The following is a 14,259-nucleotide window of genomic DNA, read 5'->3' on the forward strand; positions in this document are numbered from 1 at the left end:
CGCACCGTAACCCACCGGTACGACGACCGACGGCCGACGGAGTCGTCATCGGCGTCCGGTTCCGGCCCGGAAGGCGTCGACAGGCCCGCCGGGGCGCCCCTGCGGCGGCGGGGCGTGATCGAGGCGGGGCCGGGTAAGCGGTGCGTCCATCGATCACCGAGACGGGGAGGTGCGCCGTGGCCACCATGGTCAGGGAGCCGGCGAGCCCGGTGAAGGACCAGAACTACGACCTGGTCCACGCGCTCCAGATGTCGTTGCAGCACATCTGGCAGCTGGAGAACTACGTCGCCGACGCCGACGCGCGGGGCGACACGGAACTGGCCAGCTGGTTCCGGAAGATGCAGGAGAACAACCGCAAGGCGGGCGAGCAGGGCAAGAGGATGCTCCTGGCGCGCCTCCAGGAGGAGATGAGCTGAGTTCGACCCGCCGGCGGCCGGGTGGCCGGAGACGGGCCGCCCGGCCGCCGCGCGTACGACCGCCGGGGTGCCGGCGGCGCCATCCGGAGCCGGCGGCCGGCCGAGGTGCGGCGCGCGGGGCCGTGACGGGGCGTGCCGGCCGACCGCGCGGGTTACGGTGTCAGGCGTGGCGACGCCGGCCGAGGAGATCCAGGTGGGGGAGCGGCTGGTGCGCGTCTCCAGCCCCGACAAGCCGTACTTCCCGGAACTCGGGCTGACCAAGCTGGACGTGGTGCGCTACTTCCTGGCCGTCGGCGACGGCGTCCTGCGCGCCCTGCGGGACCGGCCGACCATGCTGGAGCGGTGGCCGCGCGGCGTCTTCGACGGCGCGAAGATCGGCACCCGGCAGGACAACCGGGGCGACGCCTTCTACCAGAAGCGGCTGCCGGCGGGGGCGCCCGAGTGGGTCCGCACCGCCCACATCACCTTCCCGAGCGGGCGTACGGCCGACGAGGTCGCGCCGAGCGAGCTGGCGGTGGTGATCTGGGCGGCCAACCTCGGCACGCTGCGGTTCCACCCGTGGCCGGTCTCCGCCGCAGACGTCGAGCGGCCCGACCAGCTGCGCATCGACCTGGACCCGATGCCGGGGGTGGGCTTCGACCAGGTGGTGCCGGTGGCCCACGAGGTACGCGCGTTCCTCGCCGAGCTGGGCCTGACCGGCTACCCGAAGACCACCGGCGGGCGGGGCCTGCACGTCTACCTCTCCATCGAGCCCCGCTGGAGCTTCGGCGACTGCCGGCGGGCGGTGCTGGCGCTGGGCCGGGAGATGCAACGCCGGCTGCCGGAGCTGGTCACCACCACCTGGTGGCGGGAGCAGCGGGACCGGCCGGTCTTCGTCGACTACAACCAGATGTCCCGGGACCACACGATGGCCTCGGCGTACTCGATCCGTCCCACCCCGCAGGCGCTGGTCTCCGCACCGCTGGACTGGGCGGAGCTGGACGACGTCCGGCCGGAGGACTTCGCCGTGACCACGATGCCCGCCCGGTTCGCCGAGCGCGGCGACCCGCACGCGGGCCTCGACGACCGGCGGTTCTCCCTGGAGCCGCTGCTGGAGCTGGCCGACCGGGAAGGGCTGGAGGCCCCGCCGGAGCGCTGAGCCGGCCGGCCGGGGCCCGCCGGGAGAGCTGAGCGCGTCGGCTCACTCCCACGGGCTGCGTTCGCCGTCGAACTCCTCGAAGACCAGCCAGGTGCGGGTGGAGAGCACGCCGGCGATGCCCTGCACCCGGCCCAGCACCACGTCGCGCAGGGTGGCGTTGTCCGGCGCCCGGACCAGGGCGAGCACGTCGTGGTCGCCGCCGAGCAGGGCGGCGTGCTCGATGTAGCGCACCCGGGCCAGTTCCGCCGACACCTCCCGCCAGGTGTTCTGTTCGATCTTCAACGCGATGTACGCCGAGGTGCCCAGCCCCGCCGCCTCGGGCGCGACCCGGGCCCGGAAGCCGGTGATCACCCCGTCGCGCAGCAGCCGCTCGACCCGGGCGTACGCGTTGGTGCGGGAGATGTGGATCCGCTCGGCGAGGGTGCGCACCGACGTGCGACCGTCGCGGACCAGCTCGTCGAGGATCCGCCGGTCGACGTCGTCCAGCGGTCGCGCCGAACGTCCCGTTCCGGCCGCCGGCTCCGCTGCGCGCCCGGACTCCTGGCTCATCCCGCCGCCTTCCCCATGCCATCCGTCCCGCGTTTGTCCTGGATCTTGAGTCAATCATCCGACAGCAGGAGCATAGGCCCACCACACGTCCAGGAGGTCCCGCCGTGACGACCACACCCGAGGCGGTCCGCAGGGCATCCCCGCGCAGCCGCCGGGCGGCCACCCCGCCCGACCCGGCCAAGCCGCTGCTGCCGGCCACCGAGCCCGTCCGCCTGCTCGATCCGACGGGCACGCCGCTGCGCGCCCCCGCCGACTACCCCGAGCCGCCCGTCGAGGCGCTCGTCGAGATGCACCGGCGGATGGTCGTCGGCCGCCGCTTCGACGTCCAGGCCACCGCCCTGACCAAGCAGGGCCGGCTGGCGGTCTACCCGTCCTCGCGCGGCCAGGAGGCCTGCCAGGTCGGCGCCGTTCTCGCCCTGCGCGACGACGACTGGGTCTTCCCGACCTACCGGGAGTCGATGGCGCTGGTCTCCCGGGGCATCGACCCGGTCGAGGTGCTGACCCTGCTTCGCGGCGACTGGCACTGCGGATACGACCCCGCGGCCCGGCACACCGCCCCGCAGTGCACCCCGCTGGCGACCCAGTGCGTGCACGCCGCCGGACTGGCCTACGGCGAGGCGTACCAGGGGCGGGACACCGTCGCCCTGGCGTTCATCGGCGACGGGGCGACCAGCGAGGGCGACTTCCACGAGGGCGTCAACTTCGCCGCCGTGTTCAAGGCCCCCGTCGTCTACTTCGTGCAGAACAACCGCTACGCGATCAGCGTGCCGCTGTCCCGGCAGACCGCCGCCCCGTCGCTGGCGTACAAGGGCGTTGGCTACGGCGTACCCAGCGAGCAGGTCGACGGCAACGACCCGGTGGCCGTGCTCGCGGTGCTCACCCGCGCGGTGCAGCACGCCCGTGCGGGTAAGGGCCCGTTCCTGGTCGAGGCGCACACCTACCGGATGGAGGCGCACACCAACGCCGACGACGCGACCCGCTACCGCGACGGCGCCGAGGTCGAGGCCTGGCGGGACCGGGACCCGGTGGTCCGGCTGGAGACGTACCTGCGGGCCCGGGGCGCGCTCGACGACGCCGCCGTCGCCGCGGTCGCCGAGGAGGCCGAGGCGTACGCCGCCGACCTGCGCACCCGGATGAACGCGCAGCCGACGGTCGACCCGATGAGCCTCTTCGACCACGTCTACGCCGAGCCCACCCCGCAGCTGGTCGAGCAGCGCGAGCAGGTCCGCGCCGAGCTGGCCGCCGCCCAGGACGAGGAGGGTGAGCGCTGATGGCCGCCCTGACCATGGCGAAGGCGCTCAACGCCGCGCTCGCCGACGCGATGCTCGACGACGACCGGGTGGTCGTCTTCGGCGAGGACGTCGGGGCGCTCGGCGGCGTCTTCCGGATCACCGACGGCCTCCAGGCCCGCTTCGGCGACAAGCGCTGCTTCGACACGCCGCTCGCCGAGGCCGGCATCGTCGGCTTCGCCGTCGGCATGGCCATGTCCGGGCTGCGCCCGGTGGTCGAGATGCAGTTCGACGCGTTCGCGTACCCGGCCTTCGAGCAGATCGCCTCGCACGTGGCGAAGCTGCGCAACCGCACCCGGGGCGCGCTCAGCGTGCCGATCGTCATCCGGGTGCCGTACGCCGGCGGCATCGGCGGCGTCGAGCACCACTGCGACTCCAGCGAGGCCTACTACGCGCACACCCCCGGCCTGAAGGTCGTCACCCCGGCGACGGTGGAGGACGCGTACTCGCTGCTGCGCCAGGCGATCGACGACCCCGATCCGGTCGTGTTCATGGAGCCTAAGAAGCTCTACTTCTCCAGCGCCGAGGCGGAGCTTTCCGCGACCACCGCGCCGATCGGCCGGGCGGTCGTACGCCGCCCCGGCCGCGACGCCACCCTCGTCGCGTACGGGCCGGCGGTGCCGGTCGCGCTGGAGGCCGCCGAGGCCGCCCGCGAGGAGGGCTGGGACCTGGAGGTGGTGGACGTACGCAGCATCGTGCCGTTCGACGACGAGACCGTCACCGCCTCGGTCCGCCGCACCGGCCGGTGCGTGGTGATCCAGGAGGCGCAGGGCTTCGCCGGGGTCGGTGCCGAGATCGCCGCCCGGGTGCAGGAGCGCTGCTTCCACGCCCTGCACGCCCCGGTGCTGCGGGTGTCCGGGCTGGACATCCCCTATCCGCCGCCGATGCTGGAGCACACCCACCTGCCGTCGGTGGACCGGGTCCTCGACACGGTGGCCCGGCTCCAGTGGGACGACCAGCCGGACGGGCGCTGGTTGAGCCGGGGGAGCGCGGCGTGACCACGGTGGACGGGACGCAGGTCTTCCTCCTGCCCGACCTGGGCGAGGGGCTGAGCGAGGCCGAGATCGTCGAGTGGCGGGTCGCCGTGGGCGACGTGGTCACGGTGGACCAGAGCGTCGTGGAGGTGGAGACCGCCAAGGCCGTCGTCGACGTGCCCTGCCCGTACGCCGGACGGGTCGTGGCGCTGCACGGCGCGGCGGGGGAGACCCGCCCGGTCGGCCAGCCGCTGATCACCATCGCGCCGCTGGACGGCGGCGCCGGCGACGAGCCCGCCGGGCACGCCACCTACCGCGAGGAGGAACGGGCCGGCTCCGGCAACGTCCTCATCGGGTACGGCACCGGCCACGGCGGCCCGGGGCGGCGGCGTCGCCGGCCCCGTCTCGTGGCCGCACCCGAGCCCACCCCGGCCGGTCCGCCGGCGACTCCCGCCCCGGCGGCGGCGACCGCGACGGATTCGGCCGACCGCCCGCACGGCGCGGCGGCGCCCCTGGTCATCTCGCCGATCGTGCGCCGGCTGGCCCGCGAGCACGGCCTCGACCTGGCCACCCTGCGCGGCACCGGCCCGGGCGGCGTGGTGCGCCGGGCGGACGTGGAGGCCGCCGTCGCCGAGGCGGCCACGCCCACCGCCCGGCTCGCCGCGGTGCCGGACGTGCCCGCCCCGTCGGCCGTCCCCGGCGCCGAGGACCTGGTCGTCCCGCTGACCGGCATCCGCAAAGCGATCGCCGACAAGCTCTCCCGCAGCCGGCGGGAAATCCCCGAGGTGACCATCTGGGTGGACGTGGACGCCACCGGGCTGCTGGAGACCCGCGCGGCGATCAACGCGGCGACCCCGGACGCGCCGGTGAGCATCCTGGCCCTGCTGGCCCGGATCTGCCTGTCCGGGCTGCGCCGGTACCCGCAGCTCAACGCCCGGGTCGACACCGAGGGCCAGCGGATCGTCCAGTCCGCCGGGGTGCACCTGGGCATCGCCGCCCAGACCGACCGAGGGCTGGTCGTGCCGGTGCTGCGGGACGCGCAGCGGCTGACCACCGCCGAACTCGCCGCCGAGCTGACCGCGACCACCACGGCCGCCCGGGCCGGCACGCTGCCCCCGGCTCGGCTGACCGGCGGCACGTTCACGCTCAACAACTACGGCGTCTTCGGCGTCGACGGCTCCACCCCGATCATCAACCACCCGGAGGCGGCGCTGCTCGGGGTGGGACGGATCGTGGACAAGCCCTGGGTGGTGGACGGGCAGCTCGCGGTGCGGAAGGTGACCCAGCTCAGCCTGACCTTCGACCACCGGGTCTGCGACGGCGGGGTGGCCGGCGGCTTCCTGCGGCACGTCGCCGACTGCGTCGAGCGGCCGGCGGTGCTGATCGCCAACGTCTGACCCCGGCCGCGACGGCCCCGGCTCCGCCTCCCGGCGGCGCCGGGGCCGTCGCCGTCGCAGCCCGCGTTTCCCCGGAGACGGGCCGGGAATGCGGGCCGGGCAGTCTCGCCGAGGGGAGGACGAGGTGGCGTATCCAGACATGCCCTCCGCCGGCGGCGTGCGCCGTCACGCGGTGGCCGGCGCCCCGCTGCTCTGCGACGCCCGGGAGCACGGCCTGATCGGCGACGGGGTGACCAACGACCAGCCGGCGCTCGCCGCGCTGGTGGACCGGCTCGGCGACGCGTACGCCGCCGACGGCCGGGCCCGGATCATCCACTGCCCGCCCGGGGTCTACTCGATGCGGAACTCGGGCACCGTGTGGCGTACCGGGGTCTCGCTCGTCGGCGCCGGCCCGGGGGCGACCCGCTTCGTGCTCAGCAACTCGGGCAACCGGGCCGATCCGGCGCCGCTGGCCTTCTACACCACGAACGAGCACGGTGCCGACCGGAACCGGCACCTGGCCGACTGCACCTTCTCCGACTTCGAGATCGACGGCTCGGGCGTGGCGTCGGCGGACTACAACCCGCTGGCCAAGGGGCTCGGGTTGCAGTACGTCGTGCGGGGCGTCTTCCGCAACCTGTACATCCACCACACCGCCGCCACCGGCCTGGGCTGCGACTTCCTCCAGGACTGCCTGATCGAGGGGGTGCTGGTGGTCGGGTGCGGACGGCTGGACAGCGGCACCGAGATGGGCGGGGCCGGCATCGGCGTCGGCATCGGCGGCTGGGGCAGCGTCGAGCGGTTCAACATCGTCAACTGCAGCGCCGTGGCCAACGCCACCAACGGCATCTTCCTGGAGTTGCAGGAGGCGGACCACCTGCGGCCACGGGGAGTGCGGATCATCGGCTGCCACGCCCAGGGCAACCGCTTCGGCATCTCCGACTGGGGCGCGAACGGCCTGATCGTCTCCTCCTGCACGATGACCGGGAACCTGGAGGCGGGCTTCCACGTCTCGGCGAAGGGCACCACGCACACCGCCGGGCGGGGCGGCATCCTCACCGACTGCGTCATCGACGGCAACCTGCGCGACGGGGTCAGCATCGGCAACACCCCCGGCCCGTACACGATCCGCGGCAACCGGATCAGCGGCAACGGCCGGTACGGCTACCACCAGCGCAACCTCGGCGGGTCCGAGGAGCAGATCGCCGAGGAGATCGTCATCGAGAGCAACGACTTCTACGGCAACAGCGCCGACGCCATCCGCATCGACCGTCCGGTCCGCGACGCCTTCCTGGTCGCCAACCGGATCCGGAACAACGGGCGGCAGTGGGCGCCGGCGACGAGCGAACACGGGGACTCGGTGCGGTACACCGAGAAGTCGGTGGTGAACCGGCGGGCGAACTGGCCGAACGACGGCCACCGGGGCAAGGTGGTGCGGGTCGGCGAGCGGATCGCCGTGGTGGCGGCCAACGACGACACCGAGCTCACCCTCGCGCCGATCCGGCCGGACTCCCCGAGCGGGTGGAGCGGGGCCACCCCGGCGCCGGGCACCCCGTACGAGCTGCCCGCCGGGCCTCCGGTGCGGGCCGGCATCGCGATCAACGCGGCCGTCGAGTCGGCCACCATCCGGGGCAACCGGATCTGGGACAACCGGGAGCCGAGCACGCAGAACCACGGCCTGTGGATCACCGAGCGCGGCAGCTGCGTGGACTGCCGGGTCGAGGACAACGACTTCGTCGGCAACGCGGACTCCGCCATCCGACTGGACACCCCACCGGTCGGCGGCCGGTGGGAACGCAACCACGGCTGACGACGACCGGCGTCGGTCCCGCCCCGTAGACGGCGGGCCGCGTCGTGCCGCACGCCGATCGCGGGTGGGGGCCGACGCCTGTCCGCCGACACCGACGACGCCGTGGCCCGAACCGGGACGCGGCGGCAGTCCGGGGGCCGGCGGTGGCGCGTCGGACGATTCCGGACGGACCCGGAAACCGGCGCGTGCGGCCCTATTCCGCGCAGTGCGGGAAATGCTTCCCATAATTGCTTTCGCGATTCCTCCGAAATTGCGCGCCCATCCGGCGCGGCGTGGAGAGAATGTGGCTGAGGGACACCAATCAACGGGGGGACGCATCATGGAGTTGAGGCGGCGACTGACGGTGCTGGCCGTGACCATCGCGGCCGCGCCGTTGGCCCTCGGCGGGTGCACCGCCGACCGCAAACCGGGTGCCCGGCCGGCCGAGGGGCAGGCGGCGGCGCCGGAGCTGACCGTGACGCCCGCCGACCGCGCCCGGGAGGTGCCGATCACCGCCGAGGTGGGGACCGCGGTCAGGAACGGGAAGGTCACCGCCGTACGGATCACCGACGACAAGGGCGCGCAGGTCGCGGCGGAGCCCCGGGAGGACGGCTCGGGCTGGGTGCCGAAGGCGCCCCTGAAGCCGCGGCGCACCTACACGGCGGAGGTGACCGCCACGGGCGACTCGGGTACGACGACGACCCGCAGGATCACCTTCACCACGATGCCGGAATCGACGAAGCCGGAAATCACCAGCACGTTGTACTTCGCCGGCGATCGGACGTACGGCACCGCCATGCCGGTGACCGTGGCATTCGACCCACCCATTCCAAAAGAGGCCAGGGACGACGTGCAGCGCCGATTGTTCGTGAAGACGGATCCGCCGCAGCCGGGCGCCTGGTCGTGGGTCTCCGACGGCAGCCAGGCCTATTACCGGGCCCCCGATTTCTGGCGCCCGGGGACCAGGATCAGCGTCCGGGCCGGGCTGGAGGGACTGCCGATCGGCAAGGACCGGGTCGGCGACTCCGACCGCACCGCCACCTCCCGGATCGGCCGGCAGGTGGCCCTGGAGATCGACAACGCGACCAAGCAGATGTCGGTGCTGCGCGACGGCAAGGTCGTCCGCCGGATCCCGGTCAGCCTCGGCAAGCCGAGCACGCCGACCTCCAGCGGCAAGATGGTGATCATGGAAAAGCACCAGCAGACGACGTTCGACACGCGGGGCTCGGCCGACCCCTACGTGGTCGACGTCGAGGACGCCCAGCGGCTGACCTGGGGCGGCGAGTTCATCCACGGGGCGCCGTGGTCGGAGGGGGACCAGGGCAGCACCAACGTCTCGCACGGCTGCACCAACGTCTCCGCCGCCGCCGCGGACTGGCTGATGGGGGTCACCCAGGTCGGCGACCTGGTCACGGTCAAGGGCACCGAGGTGCCGTTGACCGAGGGCAACGGCTGGACGGCCTGGAACGTCAGCTGGGACGAGTTCGTCAAGGGCAGCGCGCTGCCCGTGCCGGCCGGGCTGCGGCCGTCCCCGTCGCCCGTGCCGCACCCCGGTGCGGTGGCCGGGGGCTCGCCGGCGCCGGCGCCGTCCGTCCGCGGCGGCTGAGTCGACCGTACGCACACCCGGGGGACCGGTCCGCCGCCACGCGGGCCGGTCCCCGGCGCGTCGACCGCACCGAGGCGTTCCCCGCCGACCCCGTCCGGCGTCGCGGCTCAGCCCAGCGGCACCCGGGCAACCCCGGGACCCGTGAGGCTCCCCAGCCACAGGTGGTCGCCGTGCTGGCGGACGCCGGTGATCATGTCGTAGGTCCCGCGCGGGCCGTGCAGGGTCCGCAGCACCCGCCCCTCGCCGTCGACGAGGGCCACCAGGCCGTAGCGCAGCGGTTTCGGCTGCACCGCCGCCGGCAGCACCGCCACCAGCTGCCGCAGCCGGGGGTGGGGCAACAGCCGCTCGACCACCGGCACGCGGGGGCTGGGCAACGCGATCCAGTACGTCCCGTCGCCCACCGGGGTCAGGTTGTCCGGGTACGCGGGCAGGTCGGCCAGCACGGTGACCGCGCCGTCGGCCAGCGCCACCCGCACCAGTCGATGGGCGGCGGTCTCGACCAGCATCAGCGCCGACTCGTCCGGGGTGAGCGCGAGCCCGTTGGGGAAGTAGAACCCGGTGCGGACGACGTCGGTGCGCCCGCTGCGCGGGTCGTACGCCAGCACCCGCCCGTTGGGCCGGTGTTCCAGCAGGTCCCGTTTCCAGTGCGCGAGCGGGAAGCGGTCGGAGGAGTCGGTGAAGTAGACCGTGCCGTCGCGGGCGACGGTGGCGTTGTCGGCCAGGTGCGCCCTCGCCCCGAGGCCGCCCAGCTCGCGCACCGCCCCGTCACCGGTCACCCGCAGCAGCCCCCGGTACGCGTCGCAGACCACGAGGCTGCCGTCGAGCGGGTCGACCTCCACGCCCAGCGGCCGGCCGCCGGTGTCGGCGAGCGGCCGGGGTCGGGTGCCGGGCGGCGCGTCGACCGGCCACCACCAGAGCCGGCCGTCCTCCGTCCCGCTGACCACCCGGCCGGACGGGTCGACGACCACGTCCTCCGGGCCGGACACACCCTCGGGCAGGGGCAGCAGCTCCACGGAGTCGAGCCGCCGGTCGGCGGGCGTCCACGGCCCGTCGAGCGGCGGCGGGACCGTGGCGGGCTCGCGCACGGGGCGAATCAGCCGGGGCGCGCGACGGCGGGGGGCGACCATCGGCTCATTCTGGCCCGCCGATGCGCAGCCCGCAGGCCCTCGTCGCGTCATCCCTGAGGGGGATCCCGGAGTCTCGGGGTATGACCCTGGGCGTACCCGGATCCGGTCCCTCAGCAGGGCGGAAATGTCGGTGGTGGGGGATAGGTTCGTCGTATGCGACAGCGCGACGACCGGCTCCACGTGGACATCTCCGTGGCCGACCACGAGGTGGAGGTGCGGGCGACCGGCGAGGTCGACATCGCCACGGTCGCCGCGTTCCGCTCCGCGCTCTGGGACGCCCCGGCCCGGCCCGTGCTCCGGCTGGATCTCTCCGGCGTCCGCCTGCTCTCCGCGGCCGGGGTGCGGGCGCTGGTCGGCGCGCACCTGCGCGTCCGGGCCCGGGGCGGTGAGCTGGTGCTGGTCCGCCCCGACCCGGTGGTCGAGCGGGTGCTGCGGGCCACCGGCCTGCACCGGGTCATCCCGATCGTGGACCCGTGCGCCGACCGGGAGCTGGTGCCCTGCTGACCTGCGGGGCCCGGCCTTGGAGCGCCGTGGTGAGCGGGCCGGTGCCGACGGCGTCGTCCGCCATCCGCACAGGCCCGTGGTCCGGCGGTTCGCCGTCCACTCAGCGGTTCGTCACCCGCTCAGCGGATCGTCGTTCGCTCAGCGGACGCCGAGCAGGTCGACGACGAAGACCAGGGTCTCGCCCGGCTTGATGACGCCGGCGGCGCCCCGGTCGCCGTAACCCAGGTGCGGCGGGATGGTCAGGCGGCGCCGGCCGCCGACCCGCATGCCCACGACGCCCCGGTCCCAGCCGGAGATGACCTGACCACCGCCGAGCGAGAACTCGAACGCCTCGTTCCGGTTCCACGAGGAGTCGAACTCGCGACCGTTGGAGTGCGCGACCCCGACGTAGTGGACGCTGGCCAACTGCCCCGGCTGGGCCTCCGGCCCCTCGCCGACGGTGATGTCCTCGATGACGAGATCGGCGGGCGGCGCGCCCTCGATCGGACCCACCTCGGGCTTGCCGCCTGCTGCCTGGTTCATTCGGGAGTCTCCTGCCGTTTCGGTCCTGATGTCCGTCACCCGAGATCCTGCCCGATGGCGTCCGGCCGATGCCCGGCGGTCCCGGCGCATCCGTCGCGCGGCTGATCATCGAGTGGCGCTACCGACTGCCCCGGGCCGGCCCTCGGGGCGACGGCGTGCCGCGGCGGGCACGCGGAAGCGGGCGTCACCGGTGGTGACGCCCGCCAGGGGGAGGTGCCGCGCCGGGTCACCGCAGCCAGGGGAACCGCCGCACGATCGGGAGCTTGGCCCACGTCGCGCCCAGGCCGAGGGTCGCGCCGGCGTTGACCAGTGCGAGACCGACCAGCAGCGCCGCGTTGATCAGGTGCTCGTCCATGAAGGGGTTGTTCTCGGGAGGCAGGACGACCGTCCACATCATCACGTAGAGCACCGCTCCGGCGACCGCGGCGAGGCGCATCCCGATGCCGAGCAGCAGCGCGACGCCGATCGCGGCCAGGCCGGCCATGAAGAGCACGTCGGCCCAGGCGGCCCCGGCGATGCCGTGGTAGAAGTCCGCGAACGGGCCGGCCGCGCCGAAGGTCAGGAAGCCCTTGGTGGGGCTGCCGCCGTTGATCCAGGCGTTCTTCGCCTCCGTGGCGAACCCCAGACCGAAGACCTTGTCCAGGAACGCCCAGAGGAAGGTCCACCCGAGGGCGATCCGGATGCCGGCGAAGACGTACCGGGCGGCCCGCTCCCTGGTGGTCTCGCCGGTGTGCCGGGTCTCCGCCACCGCAGCGTCGGTCCCGACGGTGGTGCGCTCGATCGTCGCGGCCATTGTCTCCACGTCCCTTCGTGTGCCTGGCACCGCGCTTTCCGGTGGCATCTCCATTGGACGCCCGCCGGCGCCGGTCGGGCAGGGCCGACCGGGCCCCACCGGACCGGGACCTTCGACCCCTCCCGTACCGGTCCGTCCGGCCGTGCCGGCCCGGTCCGGCGGCCCTGACCCGGCGGCCCGCCGCGGCCGTAGCGTCGCGGTGGGAACGACAGGGAGGTCGCGATGAGAACGTGGCAGGTGGGCGACGTGATGACCCGGGAGGTCGCGACGGTGGGGGAGGAGACCCCCTACCGGAAGATCGTCGACGCGCTGGTCCGGCGGGGCATCAGCGGGGTGCCCGTGGTGGACGGCTCCCGTCGGGTCCTCGGCGTGGTCTCCGAGTCGGACCTGCTGCACAAGGTCGAACGGGCCGGCCGCCCGGACGAGCGGCGGGTCTTCGAGGGGCGCCGGCGCCGCACCGTCCGGGAGAAGGCCGAGGCGCTGCTGGCGCGTGACCTGATGACCGCCCCGGCGGTGGCGACCTGGGCGGAGGCGACGATCTCCGCCGCCGCGCGGCAGATGGACCGGGAGTCGGTGAAGCGGCTGCCGGTGCTCGACGACCTGGGCCGGCTGGTCGGCATCGTCACGCGCGGCGACCTGCTGCGGGTGCACCTGCGCACCGACGCGGAGATCCGCGAGGACGTGGTGCAGGAGGTGCTGCGCCGGGTGCTCGCGGTGCGGGACGGGCTGGTCACCGTCCGGGTGCGCGGGGGCGAGGTGACGCTCGACGGCCGCTTGGACCGGCGCAGCGCCGTCGAGCTGGCAGGCCGGCTCGCGGGGCAGGTCAGCGGCGTGGTCCGGGTGACCAGCACCCTCGCCTACGACGTCGACGACACCACGCTCGCCGATCCGGACACGGCCCGGATCACCCCGGTGGCCTGACGCCCGTGCGGGCCGGTCTGCCTGAAAGCCGGGCGGGCCCGGCCCGCCGGTGGCATCGAACCGTCCGGGCGCAGTCAGCATCGACCGGGCCCCGCTGGGCGGGCCCGGTGGCATCGACTTGTCCGGACCGCCGTCGGCCGGTGGGCGGCTCGCCTAGGCTCGAATCGGACGCTCTCCGGGCCCACCGCCGGGCCACCGGGGGCGGCCCGCGCCGCAGGCCGCCTGGGCGTACCCGGGCCGGCCGGGGCCGCGCGTCGGGAGCGGAGCCGCCGTCGGGGATGCGGAGGACGCCGGGTGGACGAGGCGACGTTCGCGGCACCCCTCTGGGCCTGGGCGGCGGTGGGCGCGGTCATCGCCGTCATGCTCGCCGTGGACCTGCTCGCCCACCGCGACGACCACGTGATCGAGCTGCGCGAGGCGCTGCTGTGGAGCGGCGTCTGGATCACCGCGGGGCTCACCTTCGGCCTGGTCATCTGGCTGTGGCGGGGCGGCGAGCCGGCCGGGGCGTACTTCTCCGGCTACCTGCTGGAGAAGGCGCTCTCCGTCGACAACGTCTTCGTCTTCGCGCTGCTGTTCGGGTACTTCCGGGTGCCGGCCGCGTACCAGCACAAGGTGCTCTTCTGGGGGGTCGTCGGCGCGCTCGCGTTCCGGCTGGCCTTCATCTTCGCCGGCGCGGGGCTGCTGGAGCGGCTGACCTGGGCCGGCGTCGTGCTCGGCGCCTTCCTCATCTGGACGGGGTGGCGGCTCGCGGTACGCGGCGAGCCGGATGTCGACCCCGACCGCATCCTCGCGGTGCGGGCGTTCCGGCGGCTGGTGCCGACGGAGCCGGGCTACCACGGCGGCCGGTTCACCGTCCGGGGCGACGGCCGGCGCAGGGCCACGCTGCTACTGGTGGCGCTGGTCGCGATCGAGGCCACCGACGTGGTCTTCGCGATCGACTCGGTGGCGGCGATCCTGGCCATCACCACCGACACGTTCCTCGTCTGGACGGCGACCGCGTTCGCCGTGCTCGGCCTGCGCAGCCTCTACTTCTGCCTGGCGGGGCTGCTGCGGCACTTCGGCTACCTGCGGTACGGGCTGGCCCTCCTGCTGGCGTTCGCCGGGGCGAAGCTGATCCTGGCCGAGACGCCGGTCGGCAAGCTGCCGGTCTGGTTGACCCTCGCGGTGGTGGTGCTGACGCTGTCGGTCGCGATCGGGTGGAGCATGGTCGACGCCCGTCGGGAACGGCGCCGGCGGGCGCGCGGGTGACCGGTCG

The 14,259-nt window shown here is 74.2% G+C and carries 14 protein-coding genes; 10 read left to right on the top strand and 4 right to left on the bottom strand.

Features of this window, described 5'->3' with window-relative positions; all coding sequences use genetic code 11:
- Window positions 1–185 precede the first annotated feature (185 nt).
- Both ACLQ22_RS15995 and ACLQ22_RS16000 read left to right on the top strand, forming a co-directional pair.
- A complete protein-coding gene (locus ACLQ22_RS15995; protein WP_425693056.1) occupies window positions 186–416 on the top strand; it encodes a hypothetical protein in 231 nt (76 codons plus the stop codon).
- 166 nt (window positions 417–582) lie between these two features.
- Window positions 583–1,554 carry a DNA polymerase domain-containing protein gene (locus tag ACLQ22_RS16000; protein WP_425692965.1) on the top strand — a complete coding sequence of 324 codons (972 nt, stop codon included), beginning with the start codon at window positions 583–585 and terminating at the stop codon, window positions 1,552–1,554.
- Window positions 1,555–1,596: 42 nt separating this feature from the next.
- Here the strand turns inward: ACLQ22_RS16000 and ACLQ22_RS16005 are convergent, their stop codons facing one another.
- Window positions 1,597–2,103 (bottom strand): Lrp/AsnC family transcriptional regulator, encoded by a 507-nt coding sequence (locus tag ACLQ22_RS16005; RefSeq protein ID WP_425692966.1) that lies wholly within the window; start codon window positions 2,101–2,103, stop codon window positions 1,597–1,599.
- Between the two features lie 104 nt (window positions 2,104–2,207).
- Between ACLQ22_RS16005 and pdhA the strand changes: the two genes are divergently transcribed.
- The 5 genes from pdhA to ACLQ22_RS16030 all read left to right on the top strand — a co-directional run bounded on the left by pdhA (window position 2,208) and on the right by ACLQ22_RS16030 (window position 9,137).
- Window positions 2,208–3,374, top strand: a complete 1,167-nt coding sequence (gene pdhA, locus ACLQ22_RS16010) for a pyruvate dehydrogenase (acetyl-transferring) E1 component subunit alpha (RefSeq protein ID WP_425692967.1) — start codon at window positions 2,208–2,210, stop codon at window positions 3,372–3,374.
- Window positions 3,374–4,390: an alpha-ketoacid dehydrogenase subunit beta gene (locus ACLQ22_RS16015; RefSeq protein WP_425692968.1), complete on the top strand. Its 1,017-nt coding sequence runs from the start codon at window positions 3,374–3,376 to the stop codon at window positions 4,388–4,390. The genes pdhA and ACLQ22_RS16015 overlap by 1 nt, the downstream gene beginning before the upstream one ends.
- Complete coding sequence (locus ACLQ22_RS16020) at window positions 4,387–5,763, top strand: dihydrolipoamide acetyltransferase family protein (RefSeq protein WP_425692969.1); 1,377 nt, start codon at window positions 4,387–4,389, stop codon at window positions 5,761–5,763. The genes ACLQ22_RS16015 and ACLQ22_RS16020 overlap by 4 nt, the downstream gene beginning before the upstream one ends.
- 139 nt (window positions 5,764–5,902) lie before the next feature.
- Complete coding sequence (locus ACLQ22_RS16025; protein ID WP_425693057.1) at window positions 5,903–7,552, top strand: right-handed parallel beta-helix repeat-containing protein; 1,650 nt, start codon at window positions 5,903–5,905, stop codon at window positions 7,550–7,552.
- 319 nt (window positions 7,553–7,871) lie between these two features.
- Window positions 7,872–9,137, top strand: coding sequence for an Ig-like domain-containing protein (locus tag ACLQ22_RS16030; protein WP_425692970.1), 1,266 nt, complete (start codon window positions 7,872–7,874; stop codon window positions 9,135–9,137).
- Between the two features lie 107 nt (window positions 9,138–9,244).
- Here the strand turns inward: ACLQ22_RS16030 and ACLQ22_RS16035 are convergent, their stop codons facing one another.
- Window positions 9,245–10,264 (bottom strand): SMP-30/gluconolactonase/LRE family protein, encoded by a 1,020-nt coding sequence (locus ACLQ22_RS16035; RefSeq protein ID WP_425692971.1) that lies wholly within the window; start codon window positions 10,262–10,264, stop codon window positions 9,245–9,247.
- Window positions 10,265–10,417: 153 nt separating this feature from the next.
- On the opposite strand from ACLQ22_RS16035, the gene ACLQ22_RS16040 reads away from it, so the two are divergent.
- On the top strand, window positions 10,418–10,768 hold the full coding sequence (locus ACLQ22_RS16040) for an STAS domain-containing protein (protein WP_425692972.1): 351 nt from the start codon (window positions 10,418–10,420) through the stop codon (window positions 10,766–10,768).
- 138 nt (window positions 10,769–10,906) lie between these two features.
- Here the strand turns inward: ACLQ22_RS16040 and ACLQ22_RS16045 are convergent, their stop codons facing one another.
- Both ACLQ22_RS16045 and ACLQ22_RS16050 read right to left on the bottom strand, forming a co-directional pair.
- Window positions 10,907–11,290, bottom strand: a complete 384-nt coding sequence (locus ACLQ22_RS16045) for an FKBP-type peptidyl-prolyl cis-trans isomerase (RefSeq protein WP_121398688.1) — start codon at window positions 11,288–11,290, stop codon at window positions 10,907–10,909.
- A gap of 226 nt (window positions 11,291–11,516) precedes the next feature.
- On the bottom strand, window positions 11,517–12,092 hold the full coding sequence (locus ACLQ22_RS16050; RefSeq protein ID WP_366643251.1) for a hypothetical protein: 576 nt from the start codon (window positions 12,090–12,092) through the stop codon (window positions 11,517–11,519).
- Window positions 12,093–12,305: 213 nt separating this feature from the next.
- Between ACLQ22_RS16050 and ACLQ22_RS16055 the strand changes: the two genes are divergently transcribed.
- Window positions 12,306–13,004 carry a CBS domain-containing protein gene (locus ACLQ22_RS16055; protein WP_425692973.1) on the top strand — a complete coding sequence of 233 codons (699 nt, stop codon included), beginning with the start codon at window positions 12,306–12,308 and terminating at the stop codon, window positions 13,002–13,004.
- Window positions 13,005–13,298: 294 nt separating this feature from the next.
- Complete coding sequence (locus ACLQ22_RS16060; RefSeq protein ID WP_425692974.1) at window positions 13,299–14,252, top strand: TerC/Alx family metal homeostasis membrane protein; 954 nt, start codon at window positions 13,299–13,301, stop codon at window positions 14,250–14,252.
- Window positions 14,253–14,259: the final 7 nt, after the last annotated feature.

The sequence above is a fragment of the Micromonospora sp. DT178 genome (assembly GCF_049841695.1).
Taxonomy (GTDB): domain Bacteria; phylum Actinomycetota; class Actinomycetes; order Mycobacteriales; family Micromonosporaceae; genus Micromonospora.

Excerpts from the sequence above, each read along its gene's own strand:
- ACLQ22_RS16005 (WP_425692966.1), bottom strand. The coding sequence starts at position 2,103 with ATGAGCCAGGAGTCCGGGCGCGCAGCGGAGCCGGCGGCCGGAACGGGA.
- ACLQ22_RS16015 (WP_425692968.1), top strand. The coding sequence starts at position 3,374 with ATGGCCGCCCTGACCATGGCGAAGGCGCTCAACGCCGCGCTCGCCGAC.
- ACLQ22_RS16030 (WP_425692970.1), top strand. The coding sequence starts at position 7,872 with ATGGAGTTGAGGCGGCGACTGACGGTGCTGGCCGTGACCATCGCGGCC.
- ACLQ22_RS15995 (WP_425693056.1), top strand. The coding sequence starts at position 186 with ATGGTCAGGGAGCCGGCGAGCCCGGTGAAGGACCAGAACTACGACCTG.
- ACLQ22_RS16035 (WP_425692971.1), bottom strand. The coding sequence starts at position 10,264 with ATGGTCGCCCCCCGCCGTCGCGCGCCCCGGCTGATTCGCCCCGTGCGC.
- ACLQ22_RS16040 (WP_425692972.1), top strand. The coding sequence starts at position 10,418 with ATGCGACAGCGCGACGACCGGCTCCACGTGGACATCTCCGTGGCCGAC.
- ACLQ22_RS16055 (WP_425692973.1), top strand. The coding sequence starts at position 12,306 with ATGAGAACGTGGCAGGTGGGCGACGTGATGACCCGGGAGGTCGCGACG.
- ACLQ22_RS16045 (WP_121398688.1), bottom strand. The coding sequence starts at position 11,290 with ATGAACCAGGCAGCAGGCGGCAAGCCCGAGGTGGGTCCGATCGAGGGC.
- ACLQ22_RS16025 (WP_425693057.1), top strand. The coding sequence starts at position 5,903 with ATGCCCTCCGCCGGCGGCGTGCGCCGTCACGCGGTGGCCGGCGCCCCG.